Here is a 22845-nt window from a genome sequence, read left to right as displayed (position 1 = left end):
CGCTATCGCGGGCAAGCCCGGCTCCCACAAGGGACCGGCTGTGGACACAAAAGCTGTGTACAACGCGATCAACTGTGGGAGCCGGGCTTGCCCGCGATGACGGCGGTGCAGGCACCGCCGCCTCGGATCAGACCTTTTTGTACAGCTGACTCCCTTCCTGCTTGAACCGCTGCGCCTGCTCGGCCAAGCCTTTGGCCACATCCACGTCCACCGCCTCAATGCGCTGGTTGGCCGCGTATTCACGCACTTCCTGGGTGATCTTCATCGAGCAGAACTTCGGCCCGCACATCGAGCAGAAATGCGCGACCTTGGCCGAGTCCTTCGGCAGGGTTTCGTCGTGATACGAGCGCGCGGTGTCCGGGTCCAGGCCGAGGTTGAACTGGTCTTCCCAGCGGAACTCGAAACGCGCCTTGCTCAAGGCGTTATCGCGGATCTGTGCACCCGGATGGCCTTTGGCGAGGTCCGCCGCGTGGGCGGCGATCTTGTAGGTGATGATCCCGGTCTTCACATCATCCTTGTTCGGCAAGCCCAAGTGTTCCTTGGGCGTGACGTAGCAAAGCATGGCGCAACCGAACCAGCCGATCATCGCCGCGCCGATACCGGAGGTGATGTGGTCATAGCCCGGCGCAATGTCGGTGGTCAGCGGGCCGAGGGTGTAGAACGGCGCTTCGTCGCAGCACTCCAGCTGCTTGTCCATGTTCTCCTTGATCAACTGCATCGGCACGTGGCCGGGGCCTTCGATCATGGTTTGCACGTCGTGCTTCCAGGCGGTCTTGGTCAGCTCGCCCAGGGTTTCCAGCTCGCCGAACTGCGCGGCGTCGTTGGCGTCGGCAATCGAACCGGGACGCAGGCCATCGCCAAGGGAGAAACTGACGTCGTAGGCCTTCATGATTTCGCAGATTTCGTCGAAATGCGTGTAGGTGAAGTTCTCTTTGTGGTGCGCCAGGCACCACTTGGCCATGATCGAACCGCCACGAGAAACGATGCCGGTCACACGCTTGGCGGTCAGCGGCACGTAGCGCAGCAGCACGCCGGCATGGATGGTGAAGTAGTCGACGCCCTGCTCGGCCTGTTCGATCAGGGTGTCACGGAACAGTTCCCAGGTCAGGTCTTCGGCGGCGCCGCCGACTTTTTCCAGGGCCTGGTAGATCGGCACGGTGCCGATCGGCACTGGCGAGTTGCGGATGATCCACTCGCGGGTTTCATGGATGTGCTTGCCGGTGGACAAGTCCATCACCGTGTCCGAACCCCAGCGAATGCCCCACGTAAGTTTCGCCACTTCTTCTTCGATGGACGACCCCAGGGCGCTGTTGCCGATGTTGCCGTTGATCTTCACCAGGAAGTTACGGCCGATGATCATCGGTTCCAGTTCGGTGTGGTTGATGTTGGCCGGGATGATCGCGCGGCCGCGAGCGATTTCTTCGCGCACGAATTCGGGGGTGATGATTTTCGGCACGCTGGCACCGAAGCTATGGCCGGCATGCTGCTGGTCGAGCAAGCCGGTGGCGCGGGCTTCTTCCAGCTTCATATTTTCGCGGATGGCGACGTATTCCATCTCGGCGGTGATGATGCCTTTGCGTGCGTAGTGCATCTGCGTAACGTTGGCGCCGGCCTTGGCGCGACGCGGGTTCTTCACGTGTGCGAAGCGCAGCGCGGTCAGTTCGGCATCGCTCAGACGCTGTTGACCGAAGTGCGAACTGAGGCCCGGCAGGCGTTCGGTGTCGTTGCGTACTTCGATCCACGGCGAGCGCACGTCGGCCAGGCCTTTGCGCACGTCGATGATCACATTCGGGTCAGTGTAGGGGCCGGAGGTGTCGTACACGGTAACCGGCGCGTTGATTTCACCGCCGAAATCGGTGGGGGTCACGTCCAGGCTGATTTCGCGCATTGGCACGCGGATGTCCGGGCGAGTGCCCTGCACGTAGATTTTTTGCGAGCGGGTAAACGGCTGCACGGAGCCGGAGTCGACCTTGGCCGATTCACTCAGGTGCACGGTGTTTTTCAGTTTTGTACTTTTTATTTCTGTGCTCATCACAGGCTCTCCAACTATCCAGGCGGTGGATTTTTGTCGGAGCGAACCTGGGACGGATGAACGCACTGAAACCAGTGCTGTGCTCTGTGCACGAGGGCTGCTCAATAAATGAACAGCATCCCGGACGAAGCACAAGAGGACTCGCCGGGTGACGAGAAATCTTGTTCCCTACGCAGGCGCTAACCTGATCAGGTTCAACGGGATCCGGTATTTACCGATCTCAGCCTTCCAACAAGGCACCCCGACAAGAACGTGGCCAGTCTAGACCATGCCGCGGGCAAATTGCCAATAGCGGTGCATTCAGCGTGATGAATGGCGTGATTGCGGGATTGTTGCGCCGAGTCAGCACCACTACACTCGGTTGCCGCCACAATGCTTGACGCCAGGAATGGCCCGCCTTAGCCTTGGGCGCTAAATTATCACCGTAATATTTAAACTAGGGATCGCCTCATGCTGCGCAAACTTTCACTGGCTCTCGCCGTGTCTTGTGCGACCAACGGAATGGTCTGGGCAGCTGAAGCGCCCTTGTCCGCCAACACCGACTTGGTCAGCGTCTACCAGGAAGCCGTGGACAACAACGCCGACCTGGCCGCTGCCCGTGCCCAATACGGCGCGCAAAAAGAAGTGGTGCCCCAGGCCCGCGCCGGGCTGCTACCGAACCTGACCGGTGGTGCCGATATCAATAACGTGCGCACCCAGATCGACACGCCCGCCGCCACCGCCAACCGCGACGCGCACTCCTGGCGCGCCACCTTGAGCCAGCCCCTGTTCCGCGCCGACCGCTGGTTCCAACTGCAGGCGGCCGAAGCCACCAACGAGCAGGCTGCGCTGCAACTGTCGGCCACCGAACAGAACCTGATCCTGCAAAGCGCCGAAAACTATTTCGCCGTGCTGCGTGCCCAGGACAACCTGGCCTCGACCAAGGCCGAAGAAAATGCGTTCAAACGCCAGCTGGACCAGTCCAACGAACGCTTTGACGTCGGCCTGTCGGACAAGACCGATGTCCTGCAATCCCAGGCCAGCTACGACACCGCCCGCGCCAACCGCATCCTGGCCCAACGCCAGGTGGAAGACGCGTTCGAAGCATTGATCACCTTGACCAACCGTCAGTACAACTCGATCCAGGGCATTGTCCACACGCTGCCAGTGTTGCCGCCGCTGCCGAACGACGCCAAGGCCTGGGTCGAAACCGCCGGCCGCCAGAACCTGAACCTGCTCGCCAGCAACTACGCCGTCACCGCCGCCGAAGAAACCCTCAAGCAGCGCAAGGCCGGGCATGCACCGACCCTGGACGCCGTGGCGCAATACGAAAAAGGTGACAACGACGCCCTGGGCTTCAGCAACCCGAATGCTTTCGGCACGCCGTACCGTGGCGATGTGGAACAACGCACCATCGGCCTGCGCCTGAGCATCCCGATCTACAGCGGCGGGCTGACCAGCTCGCAAGTGCGTGAATCCTACTCGCGCCTGGGCCAGACCGAGCAGCAGCGCGAAGGCCTGCGCCGCCAGGTGGTGGAAAACACCCGCAACCTGCACCGTGCGGTGAACACCGATGTGGAGCAGGTGCAGGCGCGCCGCCAGTCGATCATCTCCAACCAGAGCGCAGTAGAAGCCACGGAAATCGGCTACCAGGTGGGCACGCGCAACATCGTCGATGTGCTGGACTCACAGCGCCAGCTCTACGCGTCGGTGCGCAACTACAACAACAGCCGCTACGACTACATCCTCGACAACCTGCGCCTGAAACAAGCCGCGGGCACCTTGAACCCAGGCGACTTGCAGGACCTGGCGCGCTACCTCAAGGCTGACTACAACCCGGACCGCGACTTCCTGCCGCCGGACCTGGCCAAGGCCGCCGCCGAACAACTCAAGGCCCGTCCCGGCTATTAAACACAGCGTATAACCAATGTGGGAGCGGGCTTGCTCGCGAATGCGGTGTGTCAGCCAGTGCATCTGGTACTGATACACCGCATTCGCGAGCAAGCCCGCTCCCACAGTTGATTGGTGGTGTCAGCGGGTAAGCAGTTTGTCCAAACCGTCCAGCAGGCGCTTGAGCGCGCCCTGGTTGGCCTGCATCACCTTGAGGCCAGCCTGCGCCATCTTGCGGGCATCCTGCGGCAATTCGAACAACTGGCGCACGGCCTCGGCCAATCCTTCGGCGTCATCCACCTCGCGCAGCGCTCCCGCTTCGCGCATCATCGCCGTGATTTCGAGGAAGTTGAACACGTGCGGCCCCATGATCACCGGCAATGCCAAGGCCGCCGGTTCCAGTGGGTTATGCCCGCCCGTCGCCACCAGGCTGCCGCCGACAAAAGCGCTGTCGGCGAGGGCATACAGAAACAGCAATTCACCCATGGTGTCGCCGAGCAGTACCGCGGTTTGCGCGGTGACCGCGTCGCCGCTGGAACGGCGCACCGTGGCAAAGCCTTGTTGCTGACACAGTTCGAACATCGGCCCGAAGCGCTCCTGGTGACGCGGCACCAGAATCAGCAGCGCATTGGGATAGCTGTCGAGCAGTTGTCGATGCGCCGCCAGCACCACGTCATCTTCACCTTCATGGGTGCTCGCGGCGATCCACACCGGGCGCTCGCTGGCGCCCCATTGCGCGCGTAACGCAGCGGCCCGCGCCGGCAGTTCGGGGTCGATGGTCAGGTCGAACTTGATCGAGCCGGTGACTTCGACGGTTTCCGGGCGAGCCCCGAGGCTCAGGAAGCGCTGGGCTTCGGTCTGCGTCTGCACAGCGAAGAGGCTCATCTGCGACAGCATCGGCGCCGTCAGTTTGGCAAAGCGTGCGTAGCCCTTGGCCGAGCGCGCCGACAACCGTGCATTCGCCAACGCCACTGGAATCCCTCGCTGGGCGCAGGCGTGGATATGGTTGGGCCACAGCTCGGTTTCCATGATCACTGCCAGTTTCGGCTGCACGCGATCGAGGAAACGTTTGGCGGCGCACGGCAAGTCATACGGCAAGTAGCAATGCTGGATGCGCGGCTCGTTGGCGAACAACGCCTGGATGCGCTCGGACCCGGTGGGCGTCATACACGTGACGGTGATCGGCAGCGTCGGATAACGCGCCAGCAACCCGCGCACCATGGGCGCGGCGGCAATGCTCTCGCCCACCGACACGGCATGCACCCAGATCCCGCCCGGCTGCATCACCGGCAAGCCATAGGAGAAGCGCTCGCCGACGCGCTTGGCATAGGCCGGCGCCTTGCGCGCGCGCAGCCACAGACGTAAAGCCACCAAGGGCAGCGCCAGGTAAAACAGACAGCTGTAGAGAGTTCTATTCATGGCGGCGGAGTTTATCGGCTTTTTCAGTCGATCGCCTGCAAGCACTCGGCAAATCGTTTGGCCAGGAAGCGCGCGGCAGGCCCCAGATGCTCGTCGCGCCGCCAGACCAGCTCCACCACCAAGGCCGGCGGCGTCCATTCGCTGTCCAGCTCAACCATTTGTTGCTGATAGGTCGGGTACTGCACGATATGCCGGGGCAGCCAGGCCCAGCCCAGGCCGCTCATCAGCCATTCGGCCAACACGTAGAAACTGTCGGCGCGCCACACCAACGGGCTGGCGGCTTCGCTGCCGGGGTAGACGCTGGTCTGGGTCGACATCAACAACTGACGGAACTGCGCCAGACGCTGGCACGTCACGTACGGTTCCTTGGCCAGCGGATGATTCACGCCGCATACCGTGACCATCTCCACACTGCCGACAACCCGTCGCTCCAGGGCTTCGGGGATTTGATCGTGATAGAACAGCAGACCCAGGTCAGCCTTGCGCTCCACCAGCTTACGGGCCACATCGCCCTGCGCGGCGCTGGACAGCTGCACTTCCAGCAACGGGTACTTGCCCGCCAGCGCCTCCAGGCTATCGAGTACCGGCTGAAACAGCATGGCTTCATCCTGGGCCAGGCGCAGGCAAGCCTCCTCGCCGCGGGTCAGTGACAGTGCCCGGCCATTGAGCCGTTCACACTGGCGCAACACTTCGCGTGCCTCCTCCAGCAATACGCTGCCGGCTTCCGTCAGCCGCGGTTGGCGGCCGCTGCTACGCTCGAACAGGCTGACGCCAAGGTCCGCCTCCAGCATCGCAATCCCATTGCTCACCGCCGACTGCGCCTTGCGCTGCTGACGCGCCACGGCCGAAAACGAACGGTGTTCGGCGACGCTGACAAACAGGCGCATTTGCTCCAGATCCCACTGCACACTCATGGCTCGACCCATCTCTTATTCGGATAGGTAATGACTTTACCCCATCTGACTGAACGCTAGAATGCCAGCCTTATCTGATTGCTTTACCCGAGGATTGACCCATGAACGTCGCTTACTACTACTTGGCCATTGCCATCTGCTCGGAAGTGATCGCCACCGTTTCCATGAAGGCCATCAAGGGCTGGAGCACGCCGATCCCCCTGCTGCTGGTGATCGTCGGCTACGGTGTGGCGTTCTGGATGCTGACGCTGGTGGTGCGCACAGTGCCGGTGGGCGTCGCCTACGCCGTGTGGGCCGGGATGGGCATTGTGATGGTGAGCATCGCGGCGCTGTTCATCTACGGGCAGAAGCTGGATATCCCGGCGATGCTGGGGATGGGCCTGATTGTGCTGGGCGTGGTGGTGATCCAGTTGTTCTCGAAAACCGCCGGGCACTGACCACCCTTCAACACGCTGTATACTGCGCCTCTTGTCTTGAACACTGAGGTTGCCCATGCCATCCGTTATGTCCACCGACGTTCTGATTGTCGGCGCCGGGGTTGCAGGCCTCTGGCTGAATGCGCGCCTGCGCCGCCAGGGGTTTTCCACGGTGTTGGTGGAAAGCGCCACCCTGGGTGGCGGGCAAAGCGTGAAGTCCCAGGGGATCATTCACGGCGGTGCGAAATACGCCCTGCACGGTGCGCTCACCGGCGCCTCCGAAGCCATTGCCGACATGCCGCGCCGCTGGCGTGAAGCGCTGGCGGGTAACGGTGAGCTGGATCTGACCGGCGTGCGCCTGTTGTCCGACGCTCATTACCTGTGGTCCCCCGGCACGCTCGCCGGCAACCTCACCAGCTTTTTCGCCAGCAAGGCCGTGCGCGGCCGTGTCGATCAGGTCAAGGGGGACGACCTGCCGCCTGCCCTGCAAGACCGTCGTTTCAAGGGCAAAGTCTATCGCCTGGCAGAGTTGGTCGTTGACGTGCCGAGCCTGATCGAACGCCTGGCCCAGCTGGCCGGTGATGGTTTGCTCGCCGGACAACACATCGAACCCTTGCGTGAAGGCAACACACTGGTGGGTTTGAACGTGGACGGCCGCGAGATCCGCGCCCAACGTATCGTGTTGAGTGCCGGCGCCGGCACGGCGGACCTGCTGACCGCGCTGGGTCTGAACCAGCCAGCGATGCAAAAGCGCCCGTTGCACATGATCATCGCCAAAGGCCCCGGTCTGAAACCGTTGTATGCCCACTGCCTGGGGGGCGGCACCAAGCCGCGCATCACCGTCACCACTCACCCGGCAGCCGATGGCAACTGGGTGTGGTACATGGGCGGCGACATTGCCGAAGCCGATGGCGTAGCGCGCACACCGGAAGAACAGATCGCCACCGCGCAGAAAGAGCTGGCGCAATTGCTGCCGTGGATCGACATGAGCCAGACCCAGTGGGCCACTCTGCGGGTCGACCGTGCCGAGCCGCTGCAATCAGGCCTGACCCGTCCCGACAACGCCTTCATCGCCGAGGAAGGCCGCCTGCTGGTGGGCTGGCCGACCAAACTGGCACTGGCGCCGGACTTCGCCGATCGGGTGATCAACCGCCTGGAACGTGACGGGATCCGCCCGACTGCCAGCGAGCCTCTACCCGCCCTGCCAAAACCCGCCATCGGCGTACCTGCCTGGGAGCAATTGTTGCCATGAGCCTGCCCACCCTTCACGACCTGCATCGCCCCCTGGGCAGCACCGGCCTGATGGTCTCGCCACTGGGCCTGGGCACCGTCAAGCTGGGCCGCGACCAAGGGGTGAAATACCCCAGCGGTTTCCAGATTCCTGGTGACGACGAAGCCCGCATGCTGTTGCGACAGGCTCGCGAACTGGGCATCAACCTGATCGACACGGCGCCCGCCTATGGCATGAGCGAGGAACGTCTGGGCCCGCTGCTGCGTGGCCAGCGAAAGGACTGGGTGATCGTCAGCAAGGTCGGTGAAGAGTTCGAGAATGGCCTGTCCAGCCACGACTTCAGCGCGGCCCACACCCGCCTGTCGATCGAGCGCAGTTTGAAACGACTTGAAACCGATTTTATCGACATGGTGCTGGTGCACTCCGACGGCAACGACCTGCACATCCTCAACGACTGCGAGGTCTACCAGACCCTGGCCGAGTTGAAAAAGGAAGGCAAGATCCGTGGTTTCGGCTTCTCCGGCAAAACCGTAGAAGGCGGCGTGAAGGCTCTGGAACAGGGCGATTGCGCCATGATCACCTACAATTTGAACGAACAGACCGAGAAAGCCGTCATTGATTATGCGGCGGCCCATGGCAAGGGCATCCTGGTGAAAAAGGCATTAGCCAGCGGCCACGTGTGCCTGGAGCCTGGAATGGATCCAATTCGGGCGAGTTTCATGCTGTTGTTTGCGCAAACGGGCGTCGCCAGTGCTATTGTCGGGACCATTAATCCGCTGCACCTGGCCCATAACGTGGCGACCGCTGCCCAAGTCATTCGTCAACTCTGATGCCGCCCACGCGGCCGACCCCGTCGCAAGAAGGAGCCGACATGCCGCGAACGCTCATAAGAAAAAACCCCAGCAACTTCAAGACACTGCCGCTGCACGTCGAAGCCACCCCCGAAGGCCTGAGTTACCAGAGCGTCGGCATGCCGCTCAATTTTGCCCAGACCCTGCAACGCCGCAAACCGGTGGAGGTGGCCGACCCGGAACGCTTCGCCCTGGAGCTGGCCAACCTCGGCGTATCCGTACGCCTGACCCTGCATTGGCAGAACCGCGATTATTGGGTGCTGGTACGCCAGCGCCGCCAGGACCGTGGCGATGTGGTCCTCAAGCTGATTTCCGGCTATGTGCCCGCCCACGAACTGAACCTGCCGCTGCACACTGCGATCCAGGAAATTGCCGAAGAGTGCCTGCTGGAAACCCCGGAAGGCTGGCTTGGCGGACGCTTCAACGACACCTGGCTACCGGCGCCCTATTCCGCCGCGCTGCATTATCGTGAAGCCTTGCCCTTTCGCCTCAGCCCGCTGTCCGGTGCCGCCCGCCCGGTACGTTGCGCCACCACTCAATTGATCGAGCGCCCCCGCGCCTACGTGCACCTGCCCACCGCCTCCCTGCAATTGATCTACGACCTGCGCCTGGAAGTGCCCAAGGAAGCCAAGTCCCTGAGCCTGTTCCATGTGGACGAGCGCCTGGAAGGCGATCAACTGGTGGCACGCCTGGACCGTCAGCGCCCCGACCTGTACCTGATGCCGCTGAAAGATGGCCAGCCTCTGGCCGAGTTGTACACCGTCAAGAAAGACCAGCTGTACCCGGCAAGTACTCGCGGCTTGTACCTGGCGGAGAGCTTCGCCCAACAGGAAGGCTGGCTGGTGCGTGAGGAGCGGATTCGCTGGAAGGATTGGCTACGCCAACAGGGTTTGGCTATGCCTGAGAAAGAGTCGAAATTGAAGCGCCTGGCACAGCGGATGTTGCGCAAGATCGTGCCGAAGAAAAAAGCCAAGGCTTGAATGTGGGAGCTGGCTTGCCTGCTCCCACACTTGATTGCGTTCAGCCTTCGAGCAAGCGCTCCAGCCCAACCTTCAACGGCGTGGGCTCCGGCAGCGTGAAGCTCGCCAGCAAGCGCTGGTTATTCGCCCGCGAATGCCGGATATCCCCGGAACGCGCCGGCCCGTAAGTCACCGTTGGCAGCTTGCCGACGATTTCTTCCAAGGCCTGCAACACCTGCTTGAGGGTGGTGGTGCGGTTCCAGCCCACATTGATGGCGCCCAACGGTGCCGACGGCGCTTCAATGGCCTGCACCAGCACATCCACCAGGTCTTCCACGTACATGAAGTCACGGGTTTGCTCGCCATCGCCAAACACGGCAATCGGCACGCCCTGCTGCGCGCGCTCGCTGAAGATACTGATCACGCCGGAATACGGCGATGAGGGGTCCTGGCGGGGGCCGAAGATATTGAAGAAGCGAAAAATCACCGGCTCCAGGCCATGCTGGCGACGGTAGAAGTCGAAGTAGTGCTCGCCAGCCAGCTTGTCGGACGCATAGGGCGTCAACGGCGCCTTGGTGGTTTCTTCGTCAATCGAAGCGCCTTCGCCATTGTTGCCATAGACCGCGGCGCTGGAGGCATATACCACACGTTTTACGCCGGCCTTGCGCATAGCTTCGCAGACATTCAAGGTGCCGACGAAGTTGCTCTGGTGCGTGCTGACCGGATCATCCACCGACGCTTGCACCGAGGCCACTGCCGCCAGGTGCACCACCGCCGTTGTGTCGACGGCGGCGCGGGCCACCAGCTCGGCATCGGCTACATCACCTTCCAGCAATTCAACGCGCGGATTGTCCAGCGGCAGGTTGCTGCGCTTGCCGGTGGACAGGTTATCCAGCACCCGTACGCCGTAGCCTTTGGCAAGCAGCGCATCGACCAGGTGTGAGCCGATAAAACCGGCGCCACCGGTGATAAGAACGCGTTTACTCATTGTTGCGGATTTTCTCGACAATGGCCGTGGTCGAGCTGTTTTCGACCAGGCCCAGCACTTTGACCTTGCCGCCGTAGGCACTGACGATATCCGCCCCGACAACCTGATCGACGGAGTAATCGCCACCCTTGACCAGCACGTCGGGCTTGACCTGGGCCAGCAGGTTTTCCGGGGTCGCTTCAGGGAAGCTGATCACCCAGTCCACCGCGCCCAGCCCCGCGAGCACTGCCATGCGACGGTCGACACTGTTGATCGGACGGCCAGGGCCTTTGAGGCGGCTGACCGACGCGTCGTCGTTGACCGCAACGATCAGGCGATCACCTTGGGCGCGCGCCTGCTCCAGGTACGTCACGTGACCGGCGTGCAGGATGTCGAAGCAGCCATTGGTGAACACAATGCTTTCGTTGTGGGCACGGGCGTCGTCAATGGCCAGCAGCAGTTGTTCGATGGTCAGTACACCGCGCTCCGAACCTTCGGAGCGCTGGATCGCACGCCGCAATTCAGGCGCGCTGATGGCAGCGGTACCCAATTTGCCCACCACAATGCCTGCCGCCAGGTTGGCCAGGGCCACAGCGTGGGGCAGTTCTTCGCCCGCCGCAATCGAGGCGGCCAGGGTGGAAATCACGGTGTCGCCGGCGCCGGTCACGTCGAACACTTCGCGGGCACGTGCCGGCAAGTGCATCGCCGGGTGGCCCGGACGCAGCAGGGTCATGCCGTGCTCACCCCGGGTCACCAGCAAGGCGCCCAAGTCGAGATCGGCCATCAGCGCCGCGCCCTTGGTCACCAAATCGTGCTCATCGGTGCAACCGCCGACGATGGCTTCGAACTCACTGAGATTAGGCGTGATCAGGCTGGCTCCGCGATAAATCGAGAAGTCCTTGCCCTTGGGATCGGCCAGTACCGGAATGCCCTTGGCCTTGGCGGCCAGGATCAGTTCCTGGTGATTCTTCAAGGCGCCTTTGCCGTAGTCGGACAACACCAGCACCTTGATGCCTTCGAGCAACTGATCGACCTGGCCACGCAGGGCAAGGGCGTCAGTGGTGAAGGGTTCTTCGAAATCGATACGCAGCAATTGCTGGTGCCGGCTCATGACCCGCAGCTTGACGATGGTGGGCTGGTGGGCGATGCGCTGGAACAGCGCGCGCACGCCAGCACCGCGCAGGCTGTTGGCCAGGCTGTCGGCGGCTTCGTCGTCGCCGGTCACGCCGACCAGGGAGGCTGGGGCGCCGAGGGCGGCAATGTTAAGGGCAACGTTGGCAGCGCCACCTGGACGGTCTTCGATTTGCTCGACCTTGACTACCGGTACCGGTGCCTCAGGGGAAATCCGTGAGGTACCGCCATGCCAGTAACGGTCGAGCATGACATCGCCGACCACCAAGACAGGGGCTTGATCGAATCGCGGCATGGACAACTTCATGGAGCAACCCACATACAAAATGAACAGGGGCGCGATATTAGCACAGGGTTACAGGAGGATTGCGGGAGGGTTTTGCAATGCAGGAGCCGGCAAGCCGGCTCCTGCACAGAAGGTCAGGTGATGTCGGCGGAAACCGGCGCATCCAGTCCCATGGCGTGCAGGCGGGCATAGTAGCCGTTCTGTGCCAACAGTTCGCCGTGGGTGCCACGCTCGACAATCCGGCCATCGTCCATCACCAGGATCAGGTCAGCTTTCTCGATGGTGGACAAACGGTGCGCGATCACCAGAGTGGTGCGACCTTGCATGACCTTGTCCAGCGCCGCCTGAATGTGGCGCTCGGACTCGGTGTCGAGGGCCGAGGTGGCCTCGTCGAGAATCAGCAACGGTGCGTTCTTCAGCAGGGCACGGGCAATAGCCAGGCGCTGGCGTTGACCGCCGGACAGCAGCACACCGTTTTCGCCGACCTGGGTATCGAAGCCCTTGGGCAACTGGTCGATGAAGTCCTTGGCATTGGCATCCGCAGCCGCCGCCTCAACCTCCGCACGTGGTGCGCCGGCCAGGTCGCCGTAGGCGATGTTGTTGGTCACGGTGTCGCTGAACAGCGTCACGTGCTGGGTCACCTGGGCGATGTGCTTGCGCAGGTTGAGCAGCTTGTAGTTCTCGATCTCGATGCCGTCCAGCAGGATCTCGCCGCTTTCATGATGATAGAAACGCGGGATCAGGCTGGCCAGGGTCGATTTACCGCTGCCCGAACGCCCTACCAGGGCAATCATCTGCCCTGGCTCGGCGGTAAAGCTGATGTCCTTGAGCACATGGCGCTCGGTGCCTGGGTAGGTGAAATTGAGGTTGCGTACGTCAAGACGACCGCTGACTTTGTCACGCTCGATCGTGCCGCGATCAACTTCGACCTCTTCGTCCAGCTGTTCAAAAATGCTTTCGGCGCCGGCCACACCCTTCTGGATCGTCGAGCTGACTTCCGAGAGCTGACGAATCGGCTTAGGCAACAGGCCTGCCAAGGTGATGTAGGCCACCATGTCACCTGCCGAGGCATCGCCGCGAAGATAAAGAACCAGGAACATCAGCACCGCCATCGCGGTGTAGATCACCAATTGCAGCGCCGGCGTGTAGATCGCGCCGGTACGGGTCATGCGCAGTTGCTTGTTGGTGTTGCTCTGGCTGGCCTTGAGGAAGCGTTTTTCCTCGTAGACTTCGCCACCAAAGCTGCGCACCACGCGATAGCCTTGGATGGTTTCCGACGCGACGTGCGTCACGTCGCCCATGGCCACCTGGATCTTCTTGCTCTGCTTGCGGAATTTCTTGCTGGCCGTGCTCACCATCACTGCAATCAACGGCAGGATAGCGATCATCACCAGCGTCAGGCGCCAGTTCATGAACAGCAGCGAGGCGAACAGGAAGATCACCGTCATGCCTTCACGGATCACCACTTTGATAGCGTCAGTGGCCGCGCCCGTGACCATGGTCACGTTGAAGGTGATGCGGGAAATCAGGTGCCCGGAGTTGTGGTTGTCGAAATAGCGGTTCGGCAGTGTCAGCAGATTGTTGAACAACTGCACCCGCAGGTCGTGCACCAGGCCCAGGGAAACCTTGGCCAGCAGGTAGTTACCGAGGAACGAACCAAGGCCCTGCCAGGCGGCGATCAGGATGATCAGCAGCGGCACCGCCTGCAGCAACTGCAGGTCCCGCAGGAATGGCACGCTGGGGAACAGTACGGCTTCAGGATTGGACAGACCGTCGACGAAGTACTTGAGGATGTACCCCAGCATGGGCTGGGTCGACGCGAAAATCAGAAATCCGAGGATACTCAATGCGAACAGACCCGCATAGGGTCTGACATAGCTGAGCAGACGGAAGTATATTTTCAAGCTCGAAGGGCTTGCGCTCGGACTGGAGTCGGTCATATCACGCGGCGTTTTGAAAAAGGAGGCTGACTTTAGCACAGCTTCTCTGTTGTACTTGCACCCTGCATGACCCACAGCCTGGTCGGTCCCGACCAGCGACATTATATAGCCACTACTTTAAGATGGTCGGCTTTCTCTAAATGGAATGGCTTTTCTGTATGCACTCCAAGCGCCTGATCTATGGCTCAAATCGCGTTTTCGACTTCCTGGTCCTATGGATTTTGCCCATTGGCTTGTTGTTGTTACTGAGTTCGCTGTTCTTCGTATCCAACCGCAACGTGCTGCATCGAATCGTCTACATCCTGTTCAGCGTACCGACCCTGTTCATGTTGTGCATGCGCCCTCGGGAGTTAAAGGAGTTACTGCGTGAGCCCCTGGCGCTCGCATTCCTGGCCTTCTCTGCCTGGGCCCTGGCCAGCCTGATGTGGAGCCCCGAGCCCACCACCGACACCGACCTGTTCAAGCGCCCGCTCAATACCTTCATGCTGTTTGGCGGCTGCGGTCTGTTGCTGCATTACCGCAACGAACTGTTCAAACCGATCTTCTTCAGTGCTGCTGTGATTGCACTCGTGGTGAGCTTGTGCAACCTGGTGGCCTTCGTCAAAGGCTTCGAACCGGGCATGCGCATGATCGGTGGGCGTGGCGCCCTCGACAACCCGCTGCTCAGCTCTCATCTATTCGGTTTCTTCTGCGTCTACTGGCTATATGTCTGCATGACCACCCAGCGCCTGAACGTCCTGTGGTTCAGCGCCCCGGCTCTGGCGGTCATGCTCGCGGCGGTTCTGGCCACGGGCTCACGCACACCGTTGGTCGCCCTGACACTGACCATCCTGTGGATGACCTTCGTCAGCCGCAACCGCCGCTCAGCCTTGCTGATAGCCGGCATGATCCTGGGCGGCGTCGGGCTTCTGCTGCTCTACCCCGAACAGATCACCACTCGCGGCAGCTCGTTCCGCTTCGAATTGTGGGGCATGTCCCTGCAGCGCATTGCTGAACATCCTTGGATCGGCCACAGCTATGACTCCGAGTTGTACCTGACCCTGTCCGACGGCTACGAGCTGCGCGAGCCGCACAGCTTTGCCCTGGGCGTGCTGTATTACGTCGGGATCATCGGTTTTATCCCATGGATCTTCATGCTCGGCTGGGGCCTGTATAAAGGCCTCAAAGAACGTGCGCAACCACTGTTTATCCTGGCATCGTCGCTGCTTGCCTATGGCATCGGCGCCGGATTGACCGAAGGCGGTGGCATCCTGTCACGCCCCAAGGAGCACTGGTTCCTGCTGTGGATTCCACTGGCCATCATCACCGGCCTGAGCATGGCCCAGCGCCGTCGCAGCCTGCTGCGCATACCGGTGCAAAACCTGCTGCCTGAAGGCTTTAATCAACTGTGCGCCGATGCCCACGTGATCGAAGCCGACGGCCTGGGCCCGAAGGTCCTGCGCCTGGCCGACGGTCGTTTCCTCAAAGTGTTCCGCCCACGCCGGTGGTATACCTCTGGCAGCTTCAACCCCTATTCCGAACGGTTTGCCAGCAACGCCGAGCAATTGCGCACCCTGGGTATCCCCACACCGCAGATTCTGGGCCTCTACCGCCTGCCCGATGCAAGCAGTGCTGTCAGCTATTCGCCACTGCCCGGCCTGACCCTGCGCCAGGCCCTGCAAAGCCTGGACAACAGCCTGCGCGAATCGCTGATCGAACGCTTCGGCCAGTTCATGGCCCAACTGCATGAGCGCGGCGTGTACTTCCGCTCACTGCACCTGGGCAACGTTCTGCTGATGGACGACGGCGAGTTCGGCCTGATCGATATCGCCGACCTGCGCATCTACCCGTCGCCGCTGCGCAACGCCTTGCGCCAGCGCAACCTGCGTCATATGCAGCGCTACCCGCAGGACCGCGCCTGGTTATTTGAGACACACTTCGAACAGCTGGCCAAAGGTTATGCGTCGGTTGCCAGTCAAGGCGCCACGGCGAAAATCCGCGAGCACGTACTGGCGCTGAGCCGCCCCGCCGTCTGATAAAAAAAGGCGACTATCACTGCTGATAGTCGCCTTCTTCACTGCGCCTGCCGCCTCACGCCCTGAGGGGTGCCAGATACAATCGCACCAAGCCACGCAAGGTCTTGCGCCCCCAGAACTTCAACGGGATCTGCTTGAGTATCTCTCGCGCCAGCGGCCGGTCACGGTCGGCGGTCTTCAAGAACATCGAGTTCAGGAAGTTGTAGCGCACCGCGTCGTAGGCCGGATGCTCGCTGAAATGGGCATAGGTCTTGAGAATGTTCTGGATCATGTAGCGGTGGTTCTTGTAGGTGTTGTTCGCGTGCTGCCGGTAGCGCGCCATCACCACGCCAAGAGCGTCGATGGTGTAGCCGGCAGCCGTGATCTTCAGCTGGATCAGCAGGTCTTCCAGAGGAATCAACGGGTCGAAACCACCCACTTCTTCCAGCACTTCGCGGCGAATCAACATGGTCGGCGCTGGCGGGAAAGGCTTGCGGTCCATGAACATGTCGTCGAAATCCAGGCTGCGAAAGGGCACGTCGCGGCGCTGCTTTTTCTCCGGGTGCAGGTTGCCATCACCATCGATCAGCTCGATATTACCGGCGCACATGCCCACCTTCGGCTTGTCCGCCATATAGGCCACCTGGATGGCGAGGCGGTCCGGCAGCATGATGTCATCGGAGCCGAACGGTGCGATCAGGCTGCCCTTGGCGCGGGCGATGGCAGCGTTGAGCGTGGCGGTCAGCCCCTGATTCTGCTGCACCTGGAAATCAAAGCCGTGCTTGGCCTGCAAGCGCTGGATGCGTTCGACACTGTCATCCGTGGAGCCGTCATCCACCACCAGCAGTTCGATATTCGGGTACGTCTGGCCGAGCACGCTGAGGATGCTCTCTTCGATATACCGGCCGTGGTTGTAGGACGCGATAATCACTGAGACCAGGGGTTGTTGCGCTGTCATGCTCTACCTACTTCTTTCAAACCGGTTTCGATGAGGTTCAGGTACTTCTGCTGGAACTCGGCCAAGGCGTGGTTCTCTTCCAGGTAACGGAACACCTGCTCACCCTTGGCGCGCAATTGCTCATCGCTCATGGCCAAATAAGTGTCCAGGGCAGTTGTCAGTTGCTCGACATTGCCCGGCTCGTGGGACAAACCGCCCGCCCCTTCTACCAGGGGCAGCATGGCCGGCCCGTTGGAGGCAATCACCGGCAGGCGCCCGCTCATGCCTTCCAGCAGCGCCAGGCCCAGGCCCTCAAGCAAGGAAGGCATGGTCCAGATATCGAAGGCACGCACATACTTGAGGCCATCCTCGCGAAAACCCAGCAGGTGCGCACGGCCGGTGAGACCGAGGCGCTCGATGTCCGCGCGCAAATCCGCCTCGGCACGGCCGGAACCGATGATGCCGACCTGGGCGTTGGGGTATTTGTCCTTGAGGCGGGCGAACGCCTGCAGCAGGTGCGTGTGCCCCTTGATCGGCACCAGGCGCCCCAATGCGCCGATGATTCGCGCGTCGAGCGGCAGCCCGAGCGCCTGGCGCGCCTGCTCGCGCGGCAGCTGCAAGGCTTCGGCCTGCGGAATATCGATGGCGTTGGTGACGAAGGTGGTGTTCTCTCGGGTAAAACCGCAGTTGAGCCCGACGAGGTAATCCCTGACCGCCGCCGACACCCCGACAAAGCGCCAGGCCGGGCTGACCAAACGACGCGTCTGGCGCCGGCGATAGGCGCGCTCGTACTCGCCGAAACCGTGAGAGATACCAATGCACAATGGGATCTTCAACCAGCGGTTGAGCGACAGCATCATGTTCACCGACTTGAAGCGATTGCAGATGACCACGTCGAACTTCTGCTCGCGGCAGTACTTGTAGATTTCCCACATGGCGCCCAGGCGAATGCCCTTGAGAGCCTTCTCGGGAAACTCGAAATACTTGGAATGATCCGCCACGCTCAACGGCTGGCCCGGCTGCGGTCGCCCGCTGAGAAAGGCCGACGTCACCTCGAATCGCTCGGTCGGCAACGCCTTGACGATCTGCTCACCGAGATCGGCGAAATCATTGAGTTTGACGTTGTAGTCAGGCTGCAACTGCAAAACCTTGAAACGAGGCTTCATATCACTCCATGAGGCAATCGGGCTGCTACGCGCACGCAGCCCGACGAAAAAAGTCAATTTCAGTCCTGCTTCAGCACCCAAAGCAGCTCGTGACGACGCACGGCCTTACGGAAAAACTCATTCTCGCCGTAAGGCGATGGACCACGACCAGCCAGCCATTGCTGCAACAGGCGACGCACCCGGCGCTTGAACGGCGCACGGGGCTGCAAGTCATGCATCATGCCCAGCGCCATGGCCTTGTCCTGCTGCTGGCTCTCGCTCAGCACCCGGCAATAAGGTTCAAGCACCTGGCCAGCATCGAACTGCGGCGGCAAAGCGACGCCAGCACCGGAATCACCCATGGGCCAACGGTCGTTATCGTGCAGATGGTTGGCGTAGCCAAGCAACGTGGTCGGTTGCCACTCAAGTCCCTGCAACGCCTGCACCACCGCGGTGTGGGCGCAGATATGGTCAGGGTGGGGGTCGAGCACTGGCGTGGGCAGTACAATCACCTCGGGACGCGCCTTGAGCAACACTGCCCGCAGGTCAGCGATCAGGTTATTCCAGGTCGGCGCACCGTCCACATCCCCCGGCAACGCCAGGGCATTGAACTGGCGGAACAGCCGCGTATCGTCCAACTGCGCTTCGCGCGATGCCTGGGGTTGGTCGGGGGCGTTACGCATGGCCGGCAGTTGCAGGCAGAAATACCCCAACTGCACGCAGTGCGCCTCGGGCACGCCGGCCCAGCGTGGCACGGCAATGCTGTCCCAGGCGCGCAGGCGCCCTTTGATCCGCGCCGCTTCAGCCTTGGGCAGGCCCATCTGCTGATAGTGCTCGGCCTCGATCTCACCGGCGGTCAGGGTCACGATCCAGCTTTCATCCGCCTGGCCGTACAGGCCGAAGGCGGCCAGTTCGGCATCGTCGGCATGAGGGGCGATCACCATCACGCGATGGCGCGCAGCATCGGGCTGGCGAAACACCCACAAGACCGGCTGGCCGATCACGCGGCAAAAACGCCCGCGCAGGCGCAGCTCACCCGCGGCCAATGCCTGCGCCGAGCCCGTGAGGTTCAGGTAACGCTTGCCGACCACACCGCGCTCGAACGCCTGGCGATCGTCCAGAAACTCAACCGCAGGATCAAAGAAACGCCCCCACAGGTTGCTTTTGAGCTGTACTTCGACGATCAGCGTTTCATCGCCAGCCAGCTCAAGCGGCGTATCTGCCAGCAACCTGCCGCCCTCCAGACGCAATCCGACCTGCTGGCCACTCGGCGCAAAACTGTATTGGTAGTCATCCTTGGGCGAATAAAACAGGTGGTCGGCAAACCAGGCTTCATGGGCCACCCACAGCAACACCGCCAGGATCAGCGGCAGCCACCAGGCCACCAGCACACCGGCCGCGATCAACAGCAGCAGGCCGATCAGCAGCGCAATGCGTTTATTGCGCCGGTGGCGCTTGAGCAGTTGCTGTTTGCGGCTCATAGGCTGAACACCGGCACCGGGTTGCACCAGCGCTCCTTGTACTCGCGGTCGGCACGCCCGAAGGAAAAACGCAGCGGCTTATCCACGGCCCGCGCCTGTTCCCAGGCGCTTTGCGTGTTGAGGAAGCTCAGCACGCTGCCAGGGCTGAACGCACGGGTTTCAGGATCAACACCGCCGTTGACGTACTCAATGCTGATCCACTCTGGCGACTCGACCCGGTACACCAACTGCACGGCAATCGGCGCATCGTTGAGAAACAGCACCGAGCCGATCAGGAACTCCTTGAGCAGCGCCAGCACCTCAGCCAGACGCTCGGCCCCCGTGGCCGGAAAGCCCCAGCGGCGCTGAAACAGATCGCAGTAGATTGCCGCCAGCTCGGTGCTGGAAAACTCGTTCACCGCCCGCACCACACCGCCTGCCTCTTCCAGCAGGCGCAATTCGCGGCGCTGGTTGTAGCGAAACTTCTTCGACAGGTCTTCGGGGGTACGCGCCATGGCCAATTGCTCGGCCTGGGGCTTGAGGGTGATGATGCGGCCCTGGTTCAGTGCTGACAGGTAGCGCCCGCGATGGCGCACCGGCAACTGCGCATCGGCAGCGATCGGCAGGATGATCTCGGCATTGCCGAGGTCAAACAGGCCTTTCTTGCCGCTGCGTTTGAGCACGTCCTTGGACAGGGCCAGGTCGCGCCCCCAGGTGGCAATCGCGCCCTTGAGTTCGCCGTCCTGCTCCCAGCCCAGGTAACGCACAGGAATCTGCGCCAGGCCCGCCAACCGCTCGACCACCTGCGGATGGGTCGCCACGCTGCCGCCAAATTGCTGCCAGGCCTGGGCGTAAACCTCGGCCTCGACAGGCGTCCAGCCACGCTCACGCCACGCCTGGAAGCGGTTCAGCATTTAGACCACGGCGTCATAAGGGTCCACGCCGTCCTTGACGACCAGGATGTCTTCCATGATCAGGTACTGCAGGTCGGAGCCGAAGAACATGTCCAGCGCGTCTTTCGGCGAGCAGATCATCGCTTCGCCACGACGGTTGAGCGAGGTGTTCAAGGACACACCGTTGCCGGTCAGCACTTCCAGCTCTTTCATCATGTCGTAGTAGCGCGGGTTGTACTCGCGCTTGAGCACCTGGGCGCGGGAGGTGCCATCTTCATGGACCACTTCCGGCACACGGGTCTTCCACTCTTCCGCCACTTCAAAGGTGAAGGTCATGAACGGCGCCGGGTGATCGACCTTGATCATCTGCGGGGCCACGGTGTCGAGCATCGACGGGCAGAAAGGCCTCCAACGCTCGCGGAACTTGATCTGGTGGTTGATACGGTCAGCCACGCCGGTCGCACTCGGGCAACCGATGATCGAACGACCGCCGAGGGCACGCGGGCCGAACTCCATGCGACCCTGGAACCAGGCCACCGGATTGCCGTCGACCATGATCTTGGCGATGCGCTGGGGCATGTTTTCGATCTTGCGCCAGTTCGGTTTGCTTTCGTGCTTGGCGCACGCGGCAATCACATCTTCGTTGCTGTAGGACGGGCCGAGGTAGACGTGTTCCATCTTCTCCACCGGTACACCACGGGCGTGGGACACATAGGCCGCGGCACCGACAGCAGTGCCGGCATCGCCGGAGGCCGGCTGTACGAACAGCTCCTTCACGTCGTCGCGGGCAATGATCTTCTGGTTCAGCTTCACGTTCAGCGCGCAACCGCCGGCAAAGGCCAGCTTGCCGGTGTCTTTCAGGATGTCGCCCAGGTAGTGGTCGATCATCTGCAGGGCCAGCTTCTCGAACAGCGCCTGCATGCTCGCGGCGTAGTGGATGTAAGGTTCGTCGGCGATATCGCCTTCGCGCTTCGGACCCAGCCACTCGATCAGTTTTGGCGAGAAGTAGAAACCCTTGCCCTTCTCTTTGTAACGACGCAGGCCGATCACGTTGGCGTAGTCGGTGTTGATCACCAACTCGCCGTTTTCAAAGGAGGCCAGGCGCGAGAAGTCGTACTTGCTGGCATCGCCGTACGGGGCCATGCCCATGACCTTGAACTCGCCGTCAAGCATCTCGAAACCGAGGAATTCGGTGATTGCGCCGTACAGGCCGCCGAGGGAGTCCGGATCGTAGAATTCCTTGATCTTGTGGATCTTGCCGTTTTCGCCGTAGCCGAAGAACGTGGTGGCGTACTCACCTTTACCGTCGATGCCGAGGATCGCGGTTTTCTCCTGGAAGCCGGAGCAGTGGTAGGCGCTGGAAGCGTGGGCCAGGTGGTGTTCAACCGGCTCGATCTTGATTTTCTTCGGATCGAAGCCCAGTTGCTCCAGGCACCAGACGATCTTGTTGCGATAGCGCTTGTAGCGACGGTTGCCCATCAGGATCGCGTCAAGGGCGCGGTCCGGGGCGTACCAGTAACGCTTGGCGTAGTGCCAGCGCGCCTCGCCGAACAGGCTGATCGGGGCGAACGGGATCGCCACCACGTCAACGTCGGAAGGCTTGATGCCGGCCTGCTCCAGGCAGAACTTCGCCGATTCGTAGGGCATGCGGTTCTTTGCATGTTTGTCGCGTACGAAGCGCTCTTCTTCGGCGGCCGCGATCAGCTTGCCGTCGATGTACAAGGCTGCGGAAGGATCATGGCTAAGGGCGCCGGACAGGCCAAGAATCGTCAATGCCACAGGGGTCTAGCCTCTTTTAGTCTGCATACAGGCGGGGTGCGCCTGAAAAAAGTGTGCTTCCCGCCTGGGCAGGAAACAGCTAAAGGGCGGGATTATAGCGTAAAAGCAGCAGGAAACTGTTAGCGGCAAGCGGCTAGCGAAGCTCAATACTGCCGTCGGCACTCTGCCGGTAGACGGTATAGGGCAAGAAGAGTGTATCCAGGACAGCGGATACAGCCACATCGAGATAAGGCCATGGAACATCGTTCAAGGAAAGCCCACTTCCTGAGCTGGGGGGTGCATGCAGCACGCACAAATCATAAGACACGCCGCTGTAGACACGCGGAACCGACTGGCAGTAGGTTTTTTTCGCTTTGAGCGACTGGACCGTGACACGGTCTTCACGCAGCACCGTGGTCATTGTGCCGCAACCGGCCACTATCAAACATACACCCAGCAATGCCAATAACCCTGCAACGTTAGGTTTCATAAGTCGCTCATCCTGTAGAGGGACCAAAAACCTACCATCGCACACCGCCCTTCACAGCCTCCCGACAACGTTAATATGCGTAGGAACCTTCCCATATCCCTGACGTGTCAGAAATTCGGTAAACGAGGGAGGTAGCCGTTAAACTCGCGCTTT

The 22845-nt window shown here is 61.5% G+C and carries 18 protein-coding genes and 1 riboswitch; of the genes, 6 read left to right on the top strand and 12 right to left on the bottom strand.

The window, feature by feature from the left end:
• Window positions 1-127 precede the first annotated feature (127 nt).
• Window positions 128-2032, bottom strand: a complete 1905-nt coding sequence (gene thiC, locus AB4N92_RS14570) for a phosphomethylpyrimidine synthase ThiC (protein WP_010213648.1) — start codon at window positions 2030-2032, stop codon at window positions 128-130.
• 148 nt (window positions 2033-2180) lie between these two features.
• Window positions 2181-2286: riboswitch (TPP riboswitch) on the bottom strand.
• 196 nt (window positions 2287-2482) lie between these two features.
• Between thiC and AB4N92_RS14565 the strand changes: the two genes are divergently transcribed.
• Window positions 2483-3922: a TolC family outer membrane protein gene (locus tag AB4N92_RS14565; RefSeq protein ID WP_010213649.1), complete on the top strand. Its 1440-nt coding sequence runs from the start codon at window positions 2483-2485 to the stop codon at window positions 3920-3922.
• 120 nt (window positions 3923-4042) lie between these two features.
• Here AB4N92_RS14565 and waaA read toward each other — a convergent pair whose 3' ends face one another.
• Window positions 4043-5320 (bottom strand): lipid IV(A) 3-deoxy-D-manno-octulosonic acid transferase, encoded by a 1278-nt coding sequence (gene waaA / locus AB4N92_RS14560; protein ID WP_021493252.1) that lies wholly within the window; start codon window positions 5318-5320, stop codon window positions 4043-4045.
• Between the two features lie 23 nt (window positions 5321-5343).
• Complete coding sequence (locus AB4N92_RS14555) at window positions 5344-6234, bottom strand: LysR family transcriptional regulator (RefSeq protein WP_010213654.1); 891 nt, start codon at window positions 6232-6234, stop codon at window positions 5344-5346.
• Between the two features lie 101 nt (window positions 6235-6335).
• On the opposite strand from AB4N92_RS14555, the gene AB4N92_RS14550 reads away from it, so the two are divergent.
• From AB4N92_RS14550 to AB4N92_RS14535, 4 genes are read left to right on the top strand one after another with little or no spacing between them, the layout of a single operon-like run.
• On the top strand, window positions 6336-6671 hold the full coding sequence (locus tag AB4N92_RS14550; RefSeq protein WP_010213655.1) for a DMT family transporter: 336 nt from the start codon (window positions 6336-6338) through the stop codon (window positions 6669-6671).
• Window positions 6672-6726: 55 nt separating this feature from the next.
• Window positions 6727-7902, top strand: a complete 1176-nt coding sequence (locus AB4N92_RS14545) for an NAD(P)/FAD-dependent oxidoreductase (RefSeq protein WP_010213658.1) — start codon at window positions 6727-6729, stop codon at window positions 7900-7902.
• Complete coding sequence (locus tag AB4N92_RS14540; RefSeq protein WP_047544075.1) at window positions 7899-8711, top strand: aldo/keto reductase; 813 nt, start codon at window positions 7899-7901, stop codon at window positions 8709-8711. Before AB4N92_RS14545 ends, AB4N92_RS14540 begins: the two co-directional genes overlap by 4 nt.
• Window positions 8712-8752: 41 nt before the next feature.
• On the top strand, window positions 8753-9712 hold the full coding sequence (locus AB4N92_RS14535) for a hypothetical protein (protein WP_021493253.1): 960 nt from the start codon (window positions 8753-8755) through the stop codon (window positions 9710-9712).
• Window positions 9713-9752: 40 nt separating this feature from the next.
• Here the strand turns inward: AB4N92_RS14535 and AB4N92_RS14530 are convergent, their stop codons facing one another.
• From AB4N92_RS14530 to msbA, 3 genes are all read right to left on the bottom strand, one after another.
• Complete coding sequence (locus AB4N92_RS14530; RefSeq protein WP_010213664.1) at window positions 9753-10679, bottom strand: NAD-dependent epimerase/dehydratase family protein; 927 nt, start codon at window positions 10677-10679, stop codon at window positions 9753-9755.
• Window positions 10672-12096, bottom strand: coding sequence for a bifunctional D-glycero-beta-D-manno-heptose-7-phosphate kinase/D-glycero-beta-D-manno-heptose 1-phosphate adenylyltransferase HldE (gene hldE / locus AB4N92_RS14525; protein ID WP_045791364.1), 1425 nt, complete (start codon window positions 12094-12096; stop codon window positions 10672-10674). The genes AB4N92_RS14530 and hldE overlap by 8 nt, the downstream gene beginning before the upstream one ends.
• A 113-nt stretch (window positions 12097-12209) precedes the next feature.
• Entirely contained in the window at window positions 12210-14015 is a 1806-nt protein-coding gene (msbA, locus tag AB4N92_RS14520; RefSeq protein WP_010213666.1) for a lipid A export permease/ATP-binding protein MsbA, read from the bottom strand.
• Window positions 14016-14173: 158 nt separating this feature from the next.
• Here msbA and AB4N92_RS14515 point away from each other — a divergent pair, with 158 nt between their 5' ends.
• Window positions 14174-16030 (top strand): O-antigen ligase family protein, encoded by a 1857-nt coding sequence (locus tag AB4N92_RS14515; RefSeq protein ID WP_042571381.1) that lies wholly within the window; start codon window positions 14174-14176, stop codon window positions 16028-16030.
• Window positions 16031-16085: 55 nt separating this feature from the next.
• Here the strand turns inward: AB4N92_RS14515 and AB4N92_RS14510 are convergent, their stop codons facing one another.
• The 6 genes from AB4N92_RS14510 to AB4N92_RS14485 form a co-directional block, all read right to left on the bottom strand.
• On the bottom strand, window positions 16086-16967 hold the full coding sequence (locus AB4N92_RS14510) for a glycosyltransferase (RefSeq protein ID WP_010213668.1): 882 nt from the start codon (window positions 16965-16967) through the stop codon (window positions 16086-16088).
• Window positions 16964-18112, bottom strand: coding sequence for a glycosyltransferase (locus AB4N92_RS14505; RefSeq protein ID WP_010213669.1), 1149 nt, complete (start codon window positions 18110-18112; stop codon window positions 16964-16966). The genes AB4N92_RS14510 and AB4N92_RS14505 overlap by 4 nt, the downstream gene beginning before the upstream one ends.
• 59 nt (window positions 18113-18171) lie before the next feature.
• Window positions 18172-19572: a PIG-L deacetylase family protein gene (locus tag AB4N92_RS14500; RefSeq protein ID WP_042571380.1), complete on the bottom strand. Its 1401-nt coding sequence runs from the start codon at window positions 19570-19572 to the stop codon at window positions 18172-18174.
• Window positions 19569-20465 carry an antimicrobial resistance protein Mig-14 gene (locus tag AB4N92_RS14495; protein WP_042571379.1) on the bottom strand — a complete coding sequence of 299 codons (897 nt, stop codon included), beginning with the start codon at window positions 20463-20465 and terminating at the stop codon, window positions 19569-19571. Before AB4N92_RS14495 ends, AB4N92_RS14500 begins: the two co-directional genes overlap by 4 nt.
• The gene (locus AB4N92_RS14490; RefSeq protein WP_010213673.1) at window positions 20466-22223 is read right to left on the bottom strand and encodes a carbamoyltransferase family protein; all 1758 of its coding nucleotides are present in this window, start codon (window positions 22221-22223) and stop codon (window positions 20466-20468) included.
• Window positions 22224-22356: 133 nt separating this feature from the next.
• A complete protein-coding gene (locus AB4N92_RS14485) occupies window positions 22357-22692 on the bottom strand; it encodes a YceK/YidQ family lipoprotein (RefSeq protein WP_010213675.1) in 336 nt (111 codons plus the stop codon).
• Window positions 22693-22845: the final 153 nt, after the last annotated feature.

The sequence above is a fragment of the Pseudomonas sp. S3_A09 genome (assembly GCF_054668065.1).
The sequence above is the reverse complement of the archived record's forward strand: the minus strand, read 5'-3'. Positions and strand labels throughout refer to the sequence as shown.

Coding starts and splice junctions, on each gene's coding strand:
- thiC (WP_010213648.1), bottom strand. CDS start 2,032: ATGAGCACAGAAATAAAAAGTACAAAACTGAAAAACACCGTGCACCTG.
- AB4N92_RS14565 (WP_010213649.1), top strand. CDS start 2,483: ATGCTGCGCAAACTTTCACTGGCTCTCGCCGTGTCTTGTGCGACCAAC.
- waaA (WP_021493252.1), bottom strand. CDS start 5,320: ATGAATAGAACTCTCTACAGCTGTCTGTTTTACCTGGCGCTGCCCTTG.
- AB4N92_RS14555 (WP_010213654.1), bottom strand. CDS start 6,234: ATGAGTGTGCAGTGGGATCTGGAGCAAATGCGCCTGTTTGTCAGCGTC.
- AB4N92_RS14550 (WP_010213655.1), top strand. CDS start 6,336: ATGAACGTCGCTTACTACTACTTGGCCATTGCCATCTGCTCGGAAGTG.
- AB4N92_RS14545 (WP_010213658.1), top strand. CDS start 6,727: ATGCCATCCGTTATGTCCACCGACGTTCTGATTGTCGGCGCCGGGGTT.
- AB4N92_RS14540 (WP_047544075.1), top strand. CDS start 7,899: ATGAGCCTGCCCACCCTTCACGACCTGCATCGCCCCCTGGGCAGCACC.
- AB4N92_RS14535 (WP_021493253.1), top strand. CDS start 8,753: ATGCCGCGAACGCTCATAAGAAAAAACCCCAGCAACTTCAAGACACTG.
- AB4N92_RS14530 (WP_010213664.1), bottom strand. CDS start 10,679: ATGAGTAAACGCGTTCTTATCACCGGTGGCGCCGGTTTTATCGGCTCA.
- hldE (WP_045791364.1), bottom strand. CDS start 12,096: ATGAAGTTGTCCATGCCGCGATTCGATCAAGCCCCTGTCTTGGTGGTC.
- msbA (WP_010213666.1), bottom strand. CDS start 14,015: ATGACCGACTCCAGTCCGAGCGCAAGCCCTTCGAGCTTGAAAATATAC.
- AB4N92_RS14515 (WP_042571381.1), top strand. CDS start 14,174: ATGCACTCCAAGCGCCTGATCTATGGCTCAAATCGCGTTTTCGACTTC.
- AB4N92_RS14510 (WP_010213668.1), bottom strand. CDS start 16,967: ATGACAGCGCAACAACCCCTGGTCTCAGTGATTATCGCGTCCTACAAC.
- AB4N92_RS14505 (WP_010213669.1), bottom strand. CDS start 18,112: ATGAAGCCTCGTTTCAAGGTTTTGCAGTTGCAGCCTGACTACAACGTC.
- AB4N92_RS14500 (WP_042571380.1), bottom strand. CDS start 19,572: ATGAGCCGCAAACAGCAACTGCTCAAGCGCCACCGGCGCAATAAACGC.
- AB4N92_RS14495 (WP_042571379.1), bottom strand. CDS start 20,465: ATGCTGAACCGCTTCCAGGCGTGGCGTGAGCGTGGCTGGACGCCTGTC.
- AB4N92_RS14485 (WP_010213675.1), bottom strand. CDS start 22,692: ATGAAACCTAACGTTGCAGGGTTATTGGCATTGCTGGGTGTATGTTTG.